The 15,470-nt window shown below is 72.5% G+C and carries 10 protein-coding genes and 2 pseudogenes; 8 read left to right on the top strand and 4 right to left on the bottom strand.

Features of this window, described 5'->3' with window-relative positions; all coding sequences use genetic code 11:
- Positions 1 to 25 precede the first annotated feature (25 nt).
- The 8 genes and pseudogenes from AB0761_RS25065 (at position 26) to AB0761_RS25030 (ending at position 10,163) form a co-directional block, all read left to right on the top strand.
- On the top strand, positions 26 to 1,339 hold the full coding sequence (locus tag AB0761_RS25065; protein ID WP_377271408.1) for a hypothetical protein: 1,314 nt from the start codon (positions 26 to 28) through the stop codon (positions 1,337 to 1,339).
- Positions 1,340 to 1,357: 18 nt separating this feature from the next.
- Positions 1,358 to 3,765 (top strand): annotated as a pseudogene (locus AB0761_RS25060) (tetratricopeptide repeat protein).
- 22 nt (positions 3,766 to 3,787) lie between these two features.
- A complete protein-coding gene (locus AB0761_RS25055) occupies positions 3,788 to 5,002 on the top strand; it encodes a PP2C family serine/threonine-protein phosphatase (protein WP_377271407.1) in 1,215 nt (404 codons plus the stop codon).
- On the top strand, positions 5,002 to 6,336 hold the full coding sequence (locus tag AB0761_RS25050; RefSeq protein WP_377271406.1) for a VWA domain-containing protein: 1,335 nt from the start codon (positions 5,002 to 5,004) through the stop codon (positions 6,334 to 6,336). Before AB0761_RS25055 ends, AB0761_RS25050 begins: the two co-directional genes overlap by 1 nt.
- 12 nt (positions 6,337 to 6,348) lie before the next feature.
- Positions 6,349 to 7,404 (top strand): FHA domain-containing protein, encoded by a 1,056-nt coding sequence (locus AB0761_RS25045; protein ID WP_377271405.1) that lies wholly within the window; start codon positions 6,349 to 6,351, stop codon positions 7,402 to 7,404.
- A gap of 149 nt (positions 7,405 to 7,553) precedes the next feature.
- A complete protein-coding gene (locus AB0761_RS25040; protein WP_377271404.1) occupies positions 7,554 to 8,471 on the top strand; it encodes an ATP-binding cassette domain-containing protein in 918 nt (305 codons plus the stop codon).
- Positions 8,468 to 9,691, top strand: coding sequence for an ABC transporter permease (locus tag AB0761_RS25035; protein ID WP_377271403.1), 1,224 nt, complete (start codon positions 8,468 to 8,470; stop codon positions 9,689 to 9,691). The genes AB0761_RS25040 and AB0761_RS25035 overlap by 4 nt, the downstream gene beginning before the upstream one ends.
- Before the next feature lie 67 nt (positions 9,692 to 9,758).
- Positions 9,759 to 10,163: a globin gene (locus AB0761_RS25030; RefSeq protein WP_377271402.1), complete on the top strand. Its 405-nt coding sequence runs from the start codon at positions 9,759 to 9,761 to the stop codon at positions 10,161 to 10,163.
- A 157-nt stretch (positions 10,164 to 10,320) separates the two neighbouring features.
- Here the strand turns inward: AB0761_RS25030 and AB0761_RS25025 are convergent, their stop codons facing one another.
- The 4 genes and pseudogenes from AB0761_RS25025 to AB0761_RS25010 all read right to left on the bottom strand — a co-directional run bounded on the left by AB0761_RS25025 (position 10,321) and on the right by AB0761_RS25010 (position 14,800).
- Positions 10,321 to 11,010, bottom strand: coding sequence for a hypothetical protein (locus AB0761_RS25025; protein ID WP_377271401.1), 690 nt, complete (start codon positions 11,008 to 11,010; stop codon positions 10,321 to 10,323).
- 14 nt (positions 11,011 to 11,024) lie between these two features.
- Positions 11,025 to 11,576 (bottom strand): acyl-CoA thioesterase, encoded by a 552-nt coding sequence (locus tag AB0761_RS25020; RefSeq protein WP_377271400.1) that lies wholly within the window; start codon positions 11,574 to 11,576, stop codon positions 11,025 to 11,027.
- Between the two features lie 88 nt (positions 11,577 to 11,664).
- Positions 11,665 to 13,331 (bottom strand): annotated as a pseudogene (gene ettA, locus AB0761_RS25015) (energy-dependent translational throttle protein EttA).
- A 155-nt stretch (positions 13,332 to 13,486) separates the two neighbouring features.
- Positions 13,487 to 14,800, bottom strand: a complete 1,314-nt coding sequence (locus tag AB0761_RS25010; RefSeq protein WP_377271399.1) for a Cys-Gln thioester bond-forming surface protein — start codon at positions 14,798 to 14,800, stop codon at positions 13,487 to 13,489.
- Positions 14,801 to 15,470: the final 670 nt, after the last annotated feature.

Below are 15,470 nucleotides of genomic sequence, written 5' to 3'. Positions count from 1 at the left end.
CGGACCGGAACGAGGAAGGCGGGGCATGGCGCTGACGGGACCTGCGGGCCCGGTGATGAACCGGGAGGAGGTGGACCGCGCCCTGGTGCGGCTCGGCGCGGAACGCGACGCGATCGAGACGGCACTGCTGGCACTCCAGGACCACCCCGGCCGCCGCCTGCTGGACGGCGCCGAGCTGACGGGGCGCACCGCCGAACGCTGGGCTGTGGCCGAGCAGGGCGGCGCACTGCTCTGGTCGCTCTTCGACCGCTACGCCGAGGCGCTGGCCGCCGCCCGCGCGGTGCGCTCCCGGCGCACCCGGCCGGGCCAGGCGGAACTGGTGGAGCTGACCGAACTGCTCCGGGGCGCCGGGGTCACGGTCGCGGGCAGCCAGGTGCCGGACGCCGTCCGCACCCTGGCCGGTCCCGCCCGGCTGAGCGAGCAGCTGACCCTCGGTGAGCTGGTCGAGCGGATGAACACCTGGTACGCCACCGTCATCGACGTGGTGGCGGCGGCCGACGCGGTGTGGTCCGCACTGCCTGCCCGGATAGACCTGCTGCTCGCCGAGCTGCACCGGGTGCAGGCGCTGGCCCGCTCCGTCGGCGTGCACCCGGACACCCATCCGGCCGGCGGCGCGCTGCGGCAGCTGGGCGCCGAACTCGGCGACCTGCGCGCCCAGGTGGTCTCCGATCCGCTGTCGCTGTGGAACGCCGGCGGCGCCCGTTCCGCCGACGATCCCCGCAGGGCGGTCGGCGGGACCGTGGACACCGGCCGCTTCGACCGCGCCGCCCGCGAACTGGACGACCTCCGTGTCGAGTTGGAGGCGCTGCTGCGGCTCCGCGACGAGGCCGACGAGCGGCTCCAGCAGGTCGGCGAACTGCTGGCCCGGGCCGACGCCACCCTGGCCGAGGCCCGCCGGGCCCGTGGCGAGGTGCTCGCCAAGATAGCCGCGACCGAGGTGCCGGCGGTGCCGGGCCCGGCGTCCGCGCTGCGCGAGCGGATCAGCGGGGCGGCCGAGCTGCGCCACCACGGGCAGTGGCACCGGCTGGCACCGCTGCTGGACTCACTGGAGGACGCGGCGGCCAAGGAGCTGCTCCGGGCCCGGCACTCGCTCGGCTCGGTGACCCGGCCGCTGGCCGTCCGGGCCGAGCTGCGCGGCCGGTTGGACGCCTACAAGGCGATGGCGGCCCGGCTCGGACTGTCCGAGGACCCGGAGATCATCGAGCGGTACGAGAAGGCGCGCTGGCTGCTCTGGAGCGCGCCCTGCGATCTGCGGGCCGCCGACTCGGCGGTGGCCCGGTACCAGCAGGCACTGCGGCCGGTGTCCGAGCCGGCCGCGGACGGACACCCGGCGGAATAGGGCAGACGAGGGGGGACCATGGGCACACCGTGCACTCAGTCGGACTGCGAGGGCGGGGAGATGGACGAGGACGGCTACTGCACCCAGTGCGGGCTGGCCGCGCCCAGGACGTCCCCGCCGGCGGCCCCCGTGCCCCCGGCCCGCAGCGCCCCCTCGGCCCGTACCGCGACCTCCCTCCCCTCCTCCGGCCCGGCCTCCGCCCCCTCCTCCTCCGGCCCGTCCTCCGGCCCGGTCACCCGCAGCTCCCGTTCGCGCCGCTCCGTCCGCTCCGCAGGCACCGGCTCCGGCCGCCTGCTCTCCGTCCGCTCCAGCCGGGGCAGCGGCTCGGGCAGCACCCGGGGCCGGCTGGGCGCCGGACTGGTGACGGTGCCCCCGGTGCCCCGCCCCGATCCGCTGGCGGCGGTGCTGGAGAACCCCGAGGTCCCCGAACGCAAGCGCTACTGCAGCACCTGCGAGGCCCCCGTCGGCCGGGGACGGAGCGACCGCCCGGGCCGCGCCGAGGGGTTCTGCACCAAGTGCGGCACCACCTACTCCTTCACCCCCAAGCTGTTCCGGGGGGACCTGGTCGGCGGCCAGTACGACGTGGTGGGCTGCCTGGCGCACGGCGGTCTCGGCTGGATCTACCTGGCGGTCGACCGGCGGGTGAACGACCGCTGGGTGGTGCTCAAGGGTCTGCTGGACACCGGCGACGAGGACGCCCTGGCGGTGGCCATCGCCGAGCGCCGCTTCCTGGCCGAGGTCGACCACCCCAGCATCGTCCGCATCATCAACTTCGTGGAGCACCCGGACATCCGGTCCGGCTCCGTCGACGGCTACATCGTGATGGAGTACGTCGGCGGGCAGTCCCTCAAGGACATCGCCAACAACCGCCGTACCGCCGACGGCCGGCGTGAGCCGCTGCCCGTGGAGCAGGCGATCGCCTTCGCCCTGGAGGCGCTGCCGGCGCTCGGCTATCTGCACGACCGCGGCCTGGTCTACTGCGACTTCAAGGTCGACAATGTGATCCAGAGCGAGGACACGCTCAAGATCATCGACATGGGGGCCGTCCGCCGCCCCGATGACGACGGCCCGATCTACGGGACGGTCGGCTACCAGGCACCGGAGATCGCCACCGAAGGGCCCTCCCCCGCCTCGGACCTCTACACCGTGGCGCGCACCCTCGCCGTCCTCACCTTCGACTTCGCCGGCTACACCACCACCCACCGGTACCCCTCCCCGGCCCCGACGAGGTCGAGGTGTTCGCCCGCTACGAGTCCTTCCACCGGCTGCTGCTGCGCGCCACCGACCCCGACCCCGCACAGCGCTTCGCCTCCGCCGAGGAGATGGCCGAGCAGTTGACCGGTGTGCTGCGTGAGGTGCTCAGCCTCGGCGACGGCCGGCCGCGGTCGGCCCCCTCCACCCTCTTCGGCCCCGAACTGCGGGTCGCCGACACCCATGTGGTGCGACCCGGGGCGGCGGCGCAGCCACCCCGCGCCCGCGCCCCCCGGCCGACCCCGCTCCCCGCGGGCCCGCCCCAGGTGGCCGAGGTGGACGCCCGGACGGCCGGACTGGCCCTGCCGCTGCCCCGTACCGACCCGGCGGACCCCAACGCGGGACTGCTGACCACCCTGGTCGCCACCGCCCCCGCCGAGGTGCTGGCCGCGCTGCACTCGGTCCCGGCCGCCTCACCCGAGGTGCGGCTGCGGGAGCTGCGCGCCCATCTCGAACTGGGCGACCCGGTGGCCGCCCGCGCCGTCCTGCCCTCCCTGGACGAGGACTGGCGGGCCGTCTGGTACCGGGGGCTGGCGGCCCTCACCGCGGCCAATGACGAGACGTCACTGCTGGACGCCGCACATGCCTTTGATGCGGTCTACGACGCCTTCCCCGGCGAGGCCGCACCCAAGCTGGCTCTCGGCCTCTGCTCGGAGCTGCTCGACCGGTCCGACGACGCCGCCGAGTTCTACCGCCTGGTCTGGAGCACCGACCGCTCCTATGTCAGCGCCGCCTTCGGGCTGGCGCGGGTGCTGCTCGCCGCGGGTGACCGCGCCGGCGCCGTACAGACCCTGGAGTCCGTGCCGGAGACCTCCGTCCACTGCACCGCCGCCCGGACGGCCGCCATCAGGGCACGTATCCGGGACCGCTCGCCCGCCGAACCGCTCGCCGCCGACCTCCAGGCCTGCGCCGACCAGCTCACCGCTCTCGACCTGGACGCCCGGCCCCGCGAGGAACTGCGGGTCGAGGTGCTCGGCGCAGCGCTCGGCTGGGTCCTCGCCGGACCCCCGGACCAGGATCCGCTCACCCTGCTCGGGCATCCCGCCACCGAACGGGAACTGCGCAGGGCCCTGGAAGACTCCTACCGGGTGCTGGCCCGGCTGGCGGACCGGCAGGAGACCCGGTTCGCCCTTGTCGAGCGGGCCAACCGAACCAGGCCCAGGACGTGGGTGTGACCCGAATGAGGTGTGACAGGGGATGCCGCAGATGACCGTGTGCCCCGCCTGCGCGGAGCCGCTGGAACCCGACGACATGTTCTGCGGCGCCTGTGGAGTCGATCTGGCCGCAGCCCCGGCCCCCCAGGGCGGCACCGGGGACTTCGTCCTCGCCGCCCCGGCCCGCCTCCTCCTCGACGATGACGACGAGGACGAGGACGAGGAGGACGGGGACGGGGACGGCCAGGAGGGGTCGGAGGCCGGCGCCACCGGGACCGGGCCGCGCGCCCGGCCCTGCGTGCAGTGCGGCGGCGGCGTCTCGGCCGACGGCTACTGCGACACCTGCGGGGCCGCCCAGACCCGGCCGCGCGACCATATGGAGCGTGCTCTGGAGGGCGTCGCGGGCGTCAGCGACCGCGGTGTCCGCCACCACCGCAACGAGGACTCCTTCACCATCGCCGCCACCTCGCTCCCCGACGGCACCTCCGCCGTGGTCGCGGTGGTCTGCGACGGGGTCTCCTCCGCCACCCGCCCCGACGAGGCGTCGCGGGTCGGCGCGGACGCCGCATCCGAGGCGCTGCTCACGGCCCTCGAAGCGGGCACCGACCCGACCCGGGCGATGCACGACGCCCTGCTGGAGGCGGCCCGCGCCGTCGACGCCCTCGCGCACGACGGCAACGGACCCGACCCCGGCCAGAACTCCCCCGCCTGCACCTGTGTCAGCGCCGTCGCCGCCGCCGGCGCGGTCACCATCGGCTGGATCGGCGACAGCCGGGCCTACTGGATCCCCGACGACCGGGAGGCCGCGGAGCCCTACCGGCTCACCGAGGACGACTCCTGGGCCGCCCGAATGGTGTCCGCCGGGCTGATGGGCGAGGCCGAGGCGTACGCGGACCCCCGTGCCCATGCCATCACCGGCTGGCTCGGCGCCGACGCCGCCGAGGTGGACCCGCACACGGTCGCCTTCACCCCCCATGTCCCCGGGGTGGTGCTGGTCTGCACCGACGGCCTGTGGAACTACGCCGAGGCCGCCACCGACCTGGCCGACATCGTCCCCGACGACGCCCGCACCGAGCCGCTGTCCGCAGCCCGGCAGCTGGTCCGGTTCGCGCTCTCCCGCGGCGGCCACGACAACATCACCGTCGCCGTGCTGCCGTTCCCCCCGGCCCCGGCCCGCCGCCCCGAGGCGGAGCCCACACCCACTTTGGTCGACCTTCCGGGCGCAGAGCTGCCCGCCGACCGACAGGAGCACCGGTGATGGCCAGGCTGACCAAGCCCGAGCTGCCGAGTTTCACCGTCGACGTCTTCCAGAACGAGTACCTCTCCGAGGGCGCCCGCGAGGTCGACGCGATCGTCCGGGCGACCGCCACCGGCGGCGGCACCTCCGGCGGCCGCCCGCTCGCCGACCGGACGGAGGGGCCGGAGGCCGCGGTGGTCGTCATGGTCGACTGCTCGGGCTCCATGGACTACCCGTCCAGCAAGATACGCGCCGCCCGTGAGGCCACCGCCACCGCGATCGACACCCTGCGCGACGGAGTCGCCTTCGCCGTGGTCGCGGGCACCCACGAGGCCCGCGAGGTCTACCCCGGCGACGGCACCCTGGCCGTCGCCGACGCCGCTACCCGGCACGCCGCCAAGCAGGCGCTGCGCCGTCTCACCCCCGGCGGCGGCACCGCCATCGGCACCTGGCTGCGCAAGGCCGACCGCCTCTTCCTCACCCGCCGGGACATCACCATCCGGCACGGCATCCTGCTCACCGACGGCCGCAACGAGCATGAGAAGCCCGAGGCGCTCACCGCCGCCCTGGACGCCGTCTCCGGCCACTTCACCTGCGACTGCCGGGGCGTCGGCACCGACTGGGAGGTGGCGGAGCTGCGCCGGGTCTCCACCGCGCTGCTCGGCACCGTGGACATCGTCGCCGACCCGGAGGGCCTCGCCGACGACTTCCGGGCCATGATGGCGGACGCCATGGGCAAGGGGGTGGCCGATGTCGGTCTGCGGGTGTGGACCCCGCAGCACGCCACCGTCGGCTTCGTCAAACAGGTCGCCCCCGCCGTCGCCGACCTCACCGAGCGCCGCACCGAGGCCGGCCCCAGGGCCGGCGACTATCCGACCGGGTCCTGGGGCGACGAGAGCCGCGACTACCACCTGTGCCTCCGGGTGCCCGCCGCCGCGGTCGGCAGCGAGATGCTGGCCGCCCGGGTCAGCCTGGTGCTGACCCGTCCGGACGGCACCGCAGAGGTGCTTTCCCAAGGGCTGGTCAAGGCCATCTGGACCGACGACCTGGCCTCCTCCACCCGGATCAGCCCCCAGGTCGCCCACTACACCGGCCAGGCCGAGCTGGCCGAATCCATCCAGCTGGGCCTGGAGGCGCACCGCAGTGGCGACATCGACCAGGCAACCGCCAAGCTGGGCAAGGCAGTTCGCCTGGCCCACGCCTCGGGCAACGAGGACACCTTCAGACTGCTGCAGAAGGTGGTCGACGTCGTCGACCCGAAGGAAGGTACCGTTCGGTTTCGCAAGCATGTGAGCGAGGCCGACGAGATGACCCTTGAGACCCGCTCCACGAAGACCGTACGCGTGAAGAAGTAGTGGGGGGCACTGATGCCGATCTGCCCAAGGGGCCATGACTCACAGGCCGAGGACTGGTGCGACGTCTGCGGCTTCCCGATGAGCGGGCACAACCCGGCCCCCTCCTACGGCGCGCCTCCCGGCCTGGCCCCGCAGGGAGTGGCGCCGCAGGGGATCCAGTCCCCCGGGATGGCACGCCCCGGGATGGCGCCCGCCGGGATGGCGCCGCCGCCCTTCTCCGAGCCCGAGACCACCGACGCCCTCGCCACCTGCCCGATCTGCCGCACCCCGCAGACCGGTCGGTACTGCGAGGAGTGCGGCTACGACTACGACCTGTCCGCCCCCTCCCGCGGCATCGGCCACCAGCCCCCGCAGCAGCAGAGCTACGGCTACCCCCAGCCGTCCGCACCGGCACCTGCGCCGTCCGCACCGGCGGCTGACCTCTTCGGCACCTACGCCCCCGCTCCGCAGCAGTCCGCACCGCCGATGTCCGCACCGCCGATGTCCGCGCCGCCGATGTCCGGACCGCCGATGTCCGGACCGCCGATGTCCGGACCGCCGATGTCCGGACCGCCGATGTCCGCGCCCCAGCCCTCGTACGGCGGCTTCGACACCGACTTCCGCCTCACCCCGCCGTCCCAGTCCGCCACGCCCCCGGCGCCCGAGCCCCCGCCGGTCCGGGCCACCTGGGTGGCCGTGGTCAGCGCGGACCGCGAGTACTTCACCCAGATGATGGCCCGCAGCGGCCCCGAGGCCCAGGGGCTCTACTTCCCGCCCTACTGCCCCGAGCGCCGCATCCCGATGACCGGCCGCGGCCAGCTGCGGATCGGCCGCCGCAGCCAGCAGCGGGGCACGGTGCCCGAGATCGACCTCTCGGTGCCCCCGGAGGACCCGGGCGCCTCGCACCAGCACGCCCTGCTCCAGGAGCAGCCCGACGGCAACTGGATCGTGGTCGACCAGGACTCCACCAACGGCACCACCGTCAACGGCTCCCCCGACCCGATAGCCCCGCACACCGGCGTCCCGCTCAACGACGGCGACCGGGTGCATGTCGGCGCCTGGACCACCATCACCGTCCACCGCGCCTGACCCGCTGTCCCCGTCGACACCGTCGTCCCCGTCGTCCCCCGCCGGTAGCGGTTCCGGCCGGGGGACGGGCGGGTGCTTTGCCTGAACGAGACCCACAGAGTCTGCTCAAGTAGCCCTCTTGACCACCTTTGATCCCTAAGGTGTGGCTCATGACAGCTGCTATAGCCGCCGAGGGAATCCGGAAGCGGTACGGGGACATCCAGGCCGTCGACGGGGTGGCACTCACCGTCGAGACGGGCGAGTTCTACGGCATCCTGGGGCCGAACGGGGCCGGCAAGACGACCACTCTCGAGATCCTCGAGGGCATCCGTGAACCCGACGAGGGACACATCGAACTGCTGGGGATGAACCCCTGGCCGCGCAATCCGCACCTGCTGCCCCGGATCGGGGTGCAGTTCCAGGCCTCCGCCTTCTTCGACCGGCTCACCGCCCGGGAGACCATCCACACCTTCGCCTCCCTCTACGGGATCGGCACCAGGAATGCCGACGCCATGCTGGAGCGGGTCGGCCTCACCGAGCTCGCCGCGGTGCGCGCCGAGAAGCTCTCGGGCGGCCAGGCCCAGCGGCTCTCCATCGCCTGCGCACTGGTCCACGACCCGGAGCTGGTCTTCCTGGACGAGCCCACCACCGGTCTCGACCCGCAGGCCCGCCGCAATCTGTGGGACCTGCTGCGCGACATCAACGCCGAGGGCCGCACTGTGGTGCTCACCACGCACTACCTGGACGAGGCCGAGATCCTCTGCGACCGGGTCTCCGTCATGGACCACGGCAAGGTGCTGAAGACCGGCGCCCCGGCCGCCCTGGTCCGCGAACTGGACGAGACGGTACGGGTCAGCGTGGAGTCCGGCCTGGTCACCGCGGATGCCGTACGGGAACTGCTGACCGCGGCCGGAGCCGAGAGCACCGCCGTGGAGGACGACGGGGTGTCGCTGTCCGTCGCGACCCGTGCGCCCGCCCCCGTGCTGTCCGTCCTCGCCGACCAGGGCGCACTTCGCGGCCTCGAGGTGCGCGGCGCCACCCTGGAGGACGTCTTCCTCCACCTGACCGGACGGGAGTACCGGGCGTGAGCGGGGACCAGACATCCACCGAGGCCCCGGCCGAGGGCACGCCCTCCGCGCCGGCCGAATCAGCCCCGGCCCACGAGGGGGTCCCCGCCCAGGCAGGGGCCCGCCCGCGGCGTCCCGCCCCGGGTACGGACCGCCCGGCCGCAGGCGGGGGCGTCAGCGCCTTCCGCAGCCTCTCCCGAGTGATGATCGTCACCTTTCTGCGGGACCGGTCGGCGCTCTTCTTCGTGGTCCTCTTCCCGCTGATGTTCCTGCTGCTCTTCGGCACCCTCTTCAAGAGCGCCACCACCGCGCACGTCAAGGTCGCCCAGGTCGGCTCCGTGGCCGTACTGGACTCGGTGCAGGGCCAGGCCCGGACCGAGCTGGACAAGGTGCTCACCGTCTCCAAGGAGACCGACGAGGCCGCCGCACTGGCCAAGGTCCGCAAGGGCGACCTGGACGCGCTGGTGGAGCAGGACGGGTCCGGCACCGTGGTGCTGCGCTTCAGCGCCGCCGACCAGGTCCGCGCGGGCACCGTCCAGGGCGTCATCAACTCGGTCGTCCAGCAGGCCAACCAGGCCGCCACCGGCAAGCCCCCGGCCTACACCCTGAAGTCGGCGCAGGTGGAGGACCAGTCGGTCAAGCCGATCCAGTACCTCACCCCAGGCCTGCTGGGCTGGGCCATCGCCACCGGTGCCGTCTTCAGCGCCGCGCTGACGCTGGTCACCTGGCGCCGCAAGCGGCTGCTGCGCCGGCTGCGGCTGGCCCCGGTGAGCGTGGGCTCCATCGTGGCCTCCCGGGTGGGCGTCAGCGTCCTCACCGCGCTCATCCAGACGGCGATCTTCGTACTGGTGGCCTCCACTCCGGCCTTCGGGCTGAAGCTCACCGGCAACTGGTGGCTGACCATCCCCATGGTCATCTGCGGCACCATCGCCTTTATGTCGATCGGCCTGCTGGTCGGCTCGATCGCCAAGACCGAGGAGGCCGCCAACGGCCTGGCACAGATCATCGTGCTGCCGATGTCCTTCCTCTCCGGGTCGTTCTTCCCCCTGGACGGCGCCCCCTCCTGGCTGCGGACGGTCTCCGAGGTGATGCCGCTGCGCCACCTGGTCACGGCCACCCAGAGCGTTCTCACCCGTGGCGGCGGCCTCGGCGACGCTCTGCCCACCATGGGCGGCCTGCTGCTCTTCGCCGCCGTGGTGACCGCGATCGCCTGGCGGTTCTTCGACTGGGACGAGGCCTGACAGTCCGCGGGTGGGCCGGGAGGGGAGCCCCTCCCGGCCCACCCGCGGCTTCTGCGACCATGGTGGGGTGACTGAGATCGGGCGCGGCGCCACCAGCGAGGAGACCTTCTACGACGCGGTCGGCGGCGAGGACGTCTTCCGCCGTCTTGTGCACCGCTTCTACCAGGGAGTCGCCGAGGACCCCCTGCTGCGGCCGATGTACCCGGAGGAGGACCTCGGGCCGGCCGAGGAGCGGCTCACCCTCTTCCTGATGCAGTACTGGGGCGGGCCCCGCAGCTACAGCGACAACCGCGGCCACCCCCGGCTGCGGATGCGCCATGTGCCCTTCCGGGTGGACCGGTCCGCCCATGACGCCTGGCTGCGCCATATGCGCTCAGCGGTGGACGACCTCGGGCTCAGCCCCGACCATGAGCGCCAGCTGTGGGACTACCTCACCTATGCCGCCGCATCCATGATCAACACTGCCGACTGAACCACCGGCCGGGCCGTCCGTCCGCCGTCGTTCGCCGTCGTCCGCCGTCGTCCGCACCGGGGAGACCAGCGAGGGCCCACCGCCCTGCCCGGTCGGGCACGGCCGACGGGCCCAGCCGACAGGTGCTGCCGCCCGGGCGCTGCCGACGGGTACTGCCTCAGGACAGCGGGGTCAGCCCCAGTCCGCTGCCGGGCGCCGCCGTACGGCGCAGCGCCACCGAACCGTGCGGACAGCTCAGACGCAGCCATCCACCGGCCTGGAACACCGACAGCTCGGCCCCCGGCCGCAGGAAGCCCAGCACCTGCGCGGCGTGCACAGCACGCAGCGGGAGCCTGGCGGCGGTGTCCACCGGCCGGGACCAGATCTCGTCCGCCAGGGCGTCCAGCACAGCCCGGGTGCGGTCCTCCACGGGCATCGCCTCGCTGCGGGTGCGGAATTCGGCGACTGCTCCGGCGACCGCCGCCACGACCGGCGCCCCGGGAAGGGCGCCCAGCGGGCGCCAGCCGCTGCGGGGCGGCAGCATCCCGGTCCAGGCGGGACCGGTGACCATGGGCGGGACACCGAGTGCGGCAGCCTGCTCGTCCAGGGCCTCCAGCAGCTGACCCGCGGAGACCGTGGCGTCCAGCGGTGTCGTCCGCTGCTCACCGAGCCGGGCCGTGCGTACCGCCACCACACCCGAACCGCCAAGCGGCAGCCGGCCGAAGACGGCGAGCACACCGCCCTCGGCGGCGGCCGCCGGGGCGGCCTGGAGGCGCACGGCGGCAGCCCGGTCGTAGCGGAGCAGCCGGCTCAGGAAGGACGCCAGGTCGGCGGCCTCCCCGGGGTCGGCGAGGCGGAGGGTGGTCATGGCCGATGCGGTGCTCAGGCCGCCGCCTCCTCGGCCCGGGTGCCGCTGTCGGCGGCAGTCGCGGCCTTGGCGGCCGTGGCGGCGCCGGCTGCGGTTGCGGCCTTGGCGGCAGGGGCGGCCCCGGCGCCGGATGCGGCGTCGTCCGGGCCGTCCGTGTAGCGGTTCAGGAAGGCGCGCTCCACCGGCGAGATCCGGCGCGGCCGGCCGGCCGCCAGGTCATAGGGGACCACCACGGTGGAGGCCTTGACGTACACCGTCTCGCGCCCCTCCTCGTCGGTGTCCTTGATCTCGTAGCGGACCGTCAGGGAGGCCGCACTCACCCGGGTCACCCAGGTCTCCACGGTGACCGGCTCGGGCCGGTGGACCAGCGGTCGCAGATAGTCGATCTCATGGCGGGCCACCACCGAGCCGCCCGCGAACTCGCCGGCCCCGGCCTCGGCGGCCCGGTTGAACATGAAGTCCACCCGCGCCTCCTCGAGATAGCGCAGGAAGACGACGTTGTTCACATGGCCGAAGGCGTCCATGTCGGACCAGCGCATCGGGCAGGCGTAGATGTGGCGTGCCACGCGGGGTGCTCTCCTGAGTTCTGCGATGTGGTGCTGCCGACGCGGCCCGGCGGACCGCCCTGGGGCGGTCCGCCGGGCCCTGGCGGCGTCAGCCGCGGGTGAGCTTCTTGTAGGTGGCGCGGTGCGGCCGGGCTGCCTCGGCGCCGAGCCGGTCGACCTTGTTCTTCTCGTAGGACTCGAAGTTGCCCTCGAACCAGAACCACTTGCTGTCACCCTCGTAGGCGAGGATGTGGGTGGCCACCCGGTCCAGGAACCAGCGGTCGTGGGAGACCACCACGGCGCAGCCGGGGAACTCCAGCAGCGCGTTCTCCAGCGAGGAGAGGGTCTCCACGTCGAGGTCGTTGGTGGGCTCGTCGAGCAGCAGCAGGTTGCCGCCCTGCTTGAGGGTGAGCGCCAGGTTGAGCCGGTTGCGCTCACCGCCGGAGAGCACCCCGGCGGGCTTCTGCTGGTCCGGGCCCTTGAAGCCGAACGCGGACACATACGCCCGCGACGGCATCTCGACCTGGCCGACGTTGATGTAGTCCAGCTCGTCGGAGACCACGGCCCAGAGGGTCTTCTTGGGGTCGATCCCGCCGCGGTTCTGGTCGACATAGGAGATCTTGACGGTCTCGCCGACCTTGATCTCGCCCGAGTCCGGGGACTCCTCGCCGGTGATCATCTTGAAGAGCGTGGTCTTGCCGGCGCCGTTGGGGCCGATGATGCCGACGATGCCGTTGCGGGGCAGGGTGAACGACAGGTCGTCGATCAGCACCTTGTCGCCGAAGGCCTTGTTGAGGTTCTTGACCTCGACCACCACGCCGCCCAGGCGGGGACCCGGCGGAATCTGGATCTCCTCGAAGTCCAGCTTCCGCATCTTCTCGGCCTCGGCAGCCATCTCCTCGTAGCGGGCGAGGCGGGCCTTGGACTTGGCCTGGCGGCCCTTGGCGTTGGAGCGGACCCACTCCAGCTCTTCCTTGAGCCGCTTGGCGCGCGCTTGGCGTCCTTCTGGCCCTCGACCTTGAGCCGGGACTGCTTGGTCTCCAGGTAGGTGGAGTAGTTGCCCTCGTAGGGGTAGGCGCGGCCGCGGTCGAGCTCCAGGATCCACTCGGCCACGTTGTCCAGGAAGTACCGGTCGTGGGTGACCGCGACAACGGTGCCGGCGTACTTCTCCAGGTGCTGCTCCAGCCACTGCACGGACTCGGCGTCCAGGTGGTTGGTGGGCTCGTCCAGCAGCAGCAGGTCGGGGGCCTCCAGCAGCAGCTTGCAGAGCGCGACGCGGCGCTTCTCACCACCGGAGAGGTTGACCACCGGCCAGTCGCCGGGCGGGCAGCCCAGGGCGTCCATGGCCTGCTCCAGCTGGGCGTCCAGGTCCCAGGCGTTGGCGTGGTCCAGCTGCTCCTGGAGCTTGCCCATCTCGTCGAGCAGCGCGTCCGAGTAATCGGTGGCCATCAGCTCGGCGATCTCGTTGAACCGGTCGAGCTTGGCCTTGATCTCCTTGACGCCGTCCTGGACGTTCTCCAGCACGGTCTTGGAGTCGTCGAGCGGGGGCTCCTGCAGGAGCATGCCGACGGTGAAGCCGGGCGAGAGGAAGGCATCGCCGTTGGAGGGCTGCTCCAGGCCTGCCATCATCTTCAGCACCGTCGACTTACCGGCGCCGTTGGGACCCACGACGCCGATCTTCGCTCCCGGCAGGAAGCTGAGCGTCACGTCGTCAAGGATGACCTTGTCGCCGTGCGCCTTGCGCACCTTGCGCATGGTGTAGATGAACTCAGCCAAGGGAAATCGCTCCGGCGTCGTCGGGATTGGACTTACAGGGGTTACGACCCTCCATTGTGCCGCAACCTTGAGGGCCACCCCGCACGCCGGGACCCGGCCCCCGTGAACGGGAGCCGGGTCCGGGCGGTACTGCTTGCTGCCGACCGCGTCCTGGATCAGGCGGACGGGGTCGAACGGCGCTTGCGGAGGAAGAACACCACGCCGCCGCCGATCACCACGAGCGCCGCGGCGATACCCGCGATCACCGGGGTGGCGCTGCTGCTACCGGTCTCGGCCAGGCCGCCACCGGTGGTGGTGCCGGTGGTCCCGCCAGCCGTGGTGGCCGTGGTCGGGGAGGCGCTGGGCGAGACGCTCGGGGAGGCGCTGGGCGTGCTCCCGCCGGTCGTGCCGCCCGTGGTGGTGGCGGTCTGGCAGTCCAGGACGCCGCTGGTCTCCCAGGGGCCGTAACCGGCCGGACCCTCGATCTTGATGTCGTACTGCTGGTCCTCGGCGACCTTGACCAGGACGGTCTCGGACTTGCCCGGCTGAACGGTGTGGGTCTCGCCGTTCAGGGTGAAGGTGAAGTCCTCGTCACCGCTGTTGGTGGCGGTCACCTGGACGCCCCCGGCCGTGCAGTCCTTCTCGAAGGTCACGGCGGGGATGGGGCCCTGGTGCGCCTTGGGCGCCCAGGCGCCGGTCGCAGAGGCGGTCACCGGCACCGAGGAGGAGCCGGCCAGGATCAGGGTCTGGCTCTTCTTGTCCACCGGGCCGAAGACCCGGCCGACCTCGATCTGCGTCGTGGTGGACGCCGTGATGGTGCCCTCGCCCTTGGGGGCGGCGGCCGGCACATCGAAGAAGAGCTTGTCGCCGTTGGCGGCCGAGGTGGCGGCCTGGCCGCTCTCGTTCACCAGGGTGACGCCGGCAGCCTTGGCCGCGGCGTCCAGGTCCAGGGCGACCTTGTCGGCGCTGGTGCTGACAGTGATCGGGCCGACCTTCTCACCGCTGTTGCCGGAGACGCTGTCCGGGCTCAGCTGGAGCGAGGGCAGCGGCTCGTCGGCCCCGCCGTTCTGGTCGGCCTGGGCCTCCAGCCACTGGGTCACCTTGTCGGCGTTCCCGTTCTCCGGGTGGGCGTCCACGCCGTCCGAGAAGTGCCAGATGGCAGCCTGGGTGGCGGCGGCGGCGGTGTCGTCGTTCAGCGTGACGCCGGCCTTCCCGCCCAGGGTCGCGGGGTCCACGACCGGGTAGGCGTGCTGAAGGATCCAGCGGATCTTGCCCAGCTGCTCCTTCTTGCCCGACAGGACCGAGTGGTCCCAGTCGGTCTCGTTGTACTCGGTGCCGCCACGCGTCGGGTTGTGGATGTCGATGCAGTAGGTCTCGAGCGTCGCATCCTTCAGCTTGAGCTGGATGGTGCCGCCGGTGGGCCGCTCCACCACGTGGCCCGAACCGTCAAGGATGTCGACCTGGCCGCCGTGGATGATCCCGCCCAGCACGGCGACGTTCGCACCACCCTGGCCGTCGTCGGCCGCCGCTGCACCGGCAAAAGCAAGGCTTCCCCGACCAGCATGCTCGACGCGAGCATGACAGTTGACACGCGGGGTATGACCCGCCCGCGAACACGGAACATAGATGTCTCCTCCGGGGCGGCCGCGCAACCTGACGCACCGCCGACACGCCACGCCCCCCGCGCGCAGCTCGACCTGACCCGATGCATCCTATTGATCGTTGAGGCTGCTCAAACCCCCGTGCGAAACCAGGACAGTCCCGTGTCCGCATCGTTATCAAACCGCCCGAGCGTCTACAGAGCTGTCGATAAATCCTCAATACAGACAGGAAGTAGACGGAGCATCATGTATTGAACGCCGCTCCTTCACTACTTCTCCACACACTCAGTGGCCGCCCTCAGGCCGGGACCGCCGCCCCGTCACACGCCCATGGCCGACCTCGGCCCGGGACCGGCACCCCGCCGCACACGCTCAGAGCCCGCCTCAGACCGGGGCCGGCACACCCACCGCACACGTCCATGGCCGACCTCGGACCGGGATCGACACCCCGCCGCACACGCTCAGAGCCCGCCTCAGACCGGGGCCGGCACACCCACCGCACACGTCCATGGCCGACCTCGGACCGGGATCGACACCCCGCCGCACACGCTCAGAGCCC

This window comes from Peterkaempfera podocarpi (genome assembly GCF_042466665.1).
Taxonomy (GTDB): domain Bacteria; phylum Actinomycetota; class Actinomycetes; order Streptomycetales; family Streptomycetaceae; genus Peterkaempfera; species Peterkaempfera podocarpi.
The sequence above is the reverse complement of the archived record's forward strand: the minus strand, read 5'-3'. Positions and strand labels throughout refer to the sequence as shown.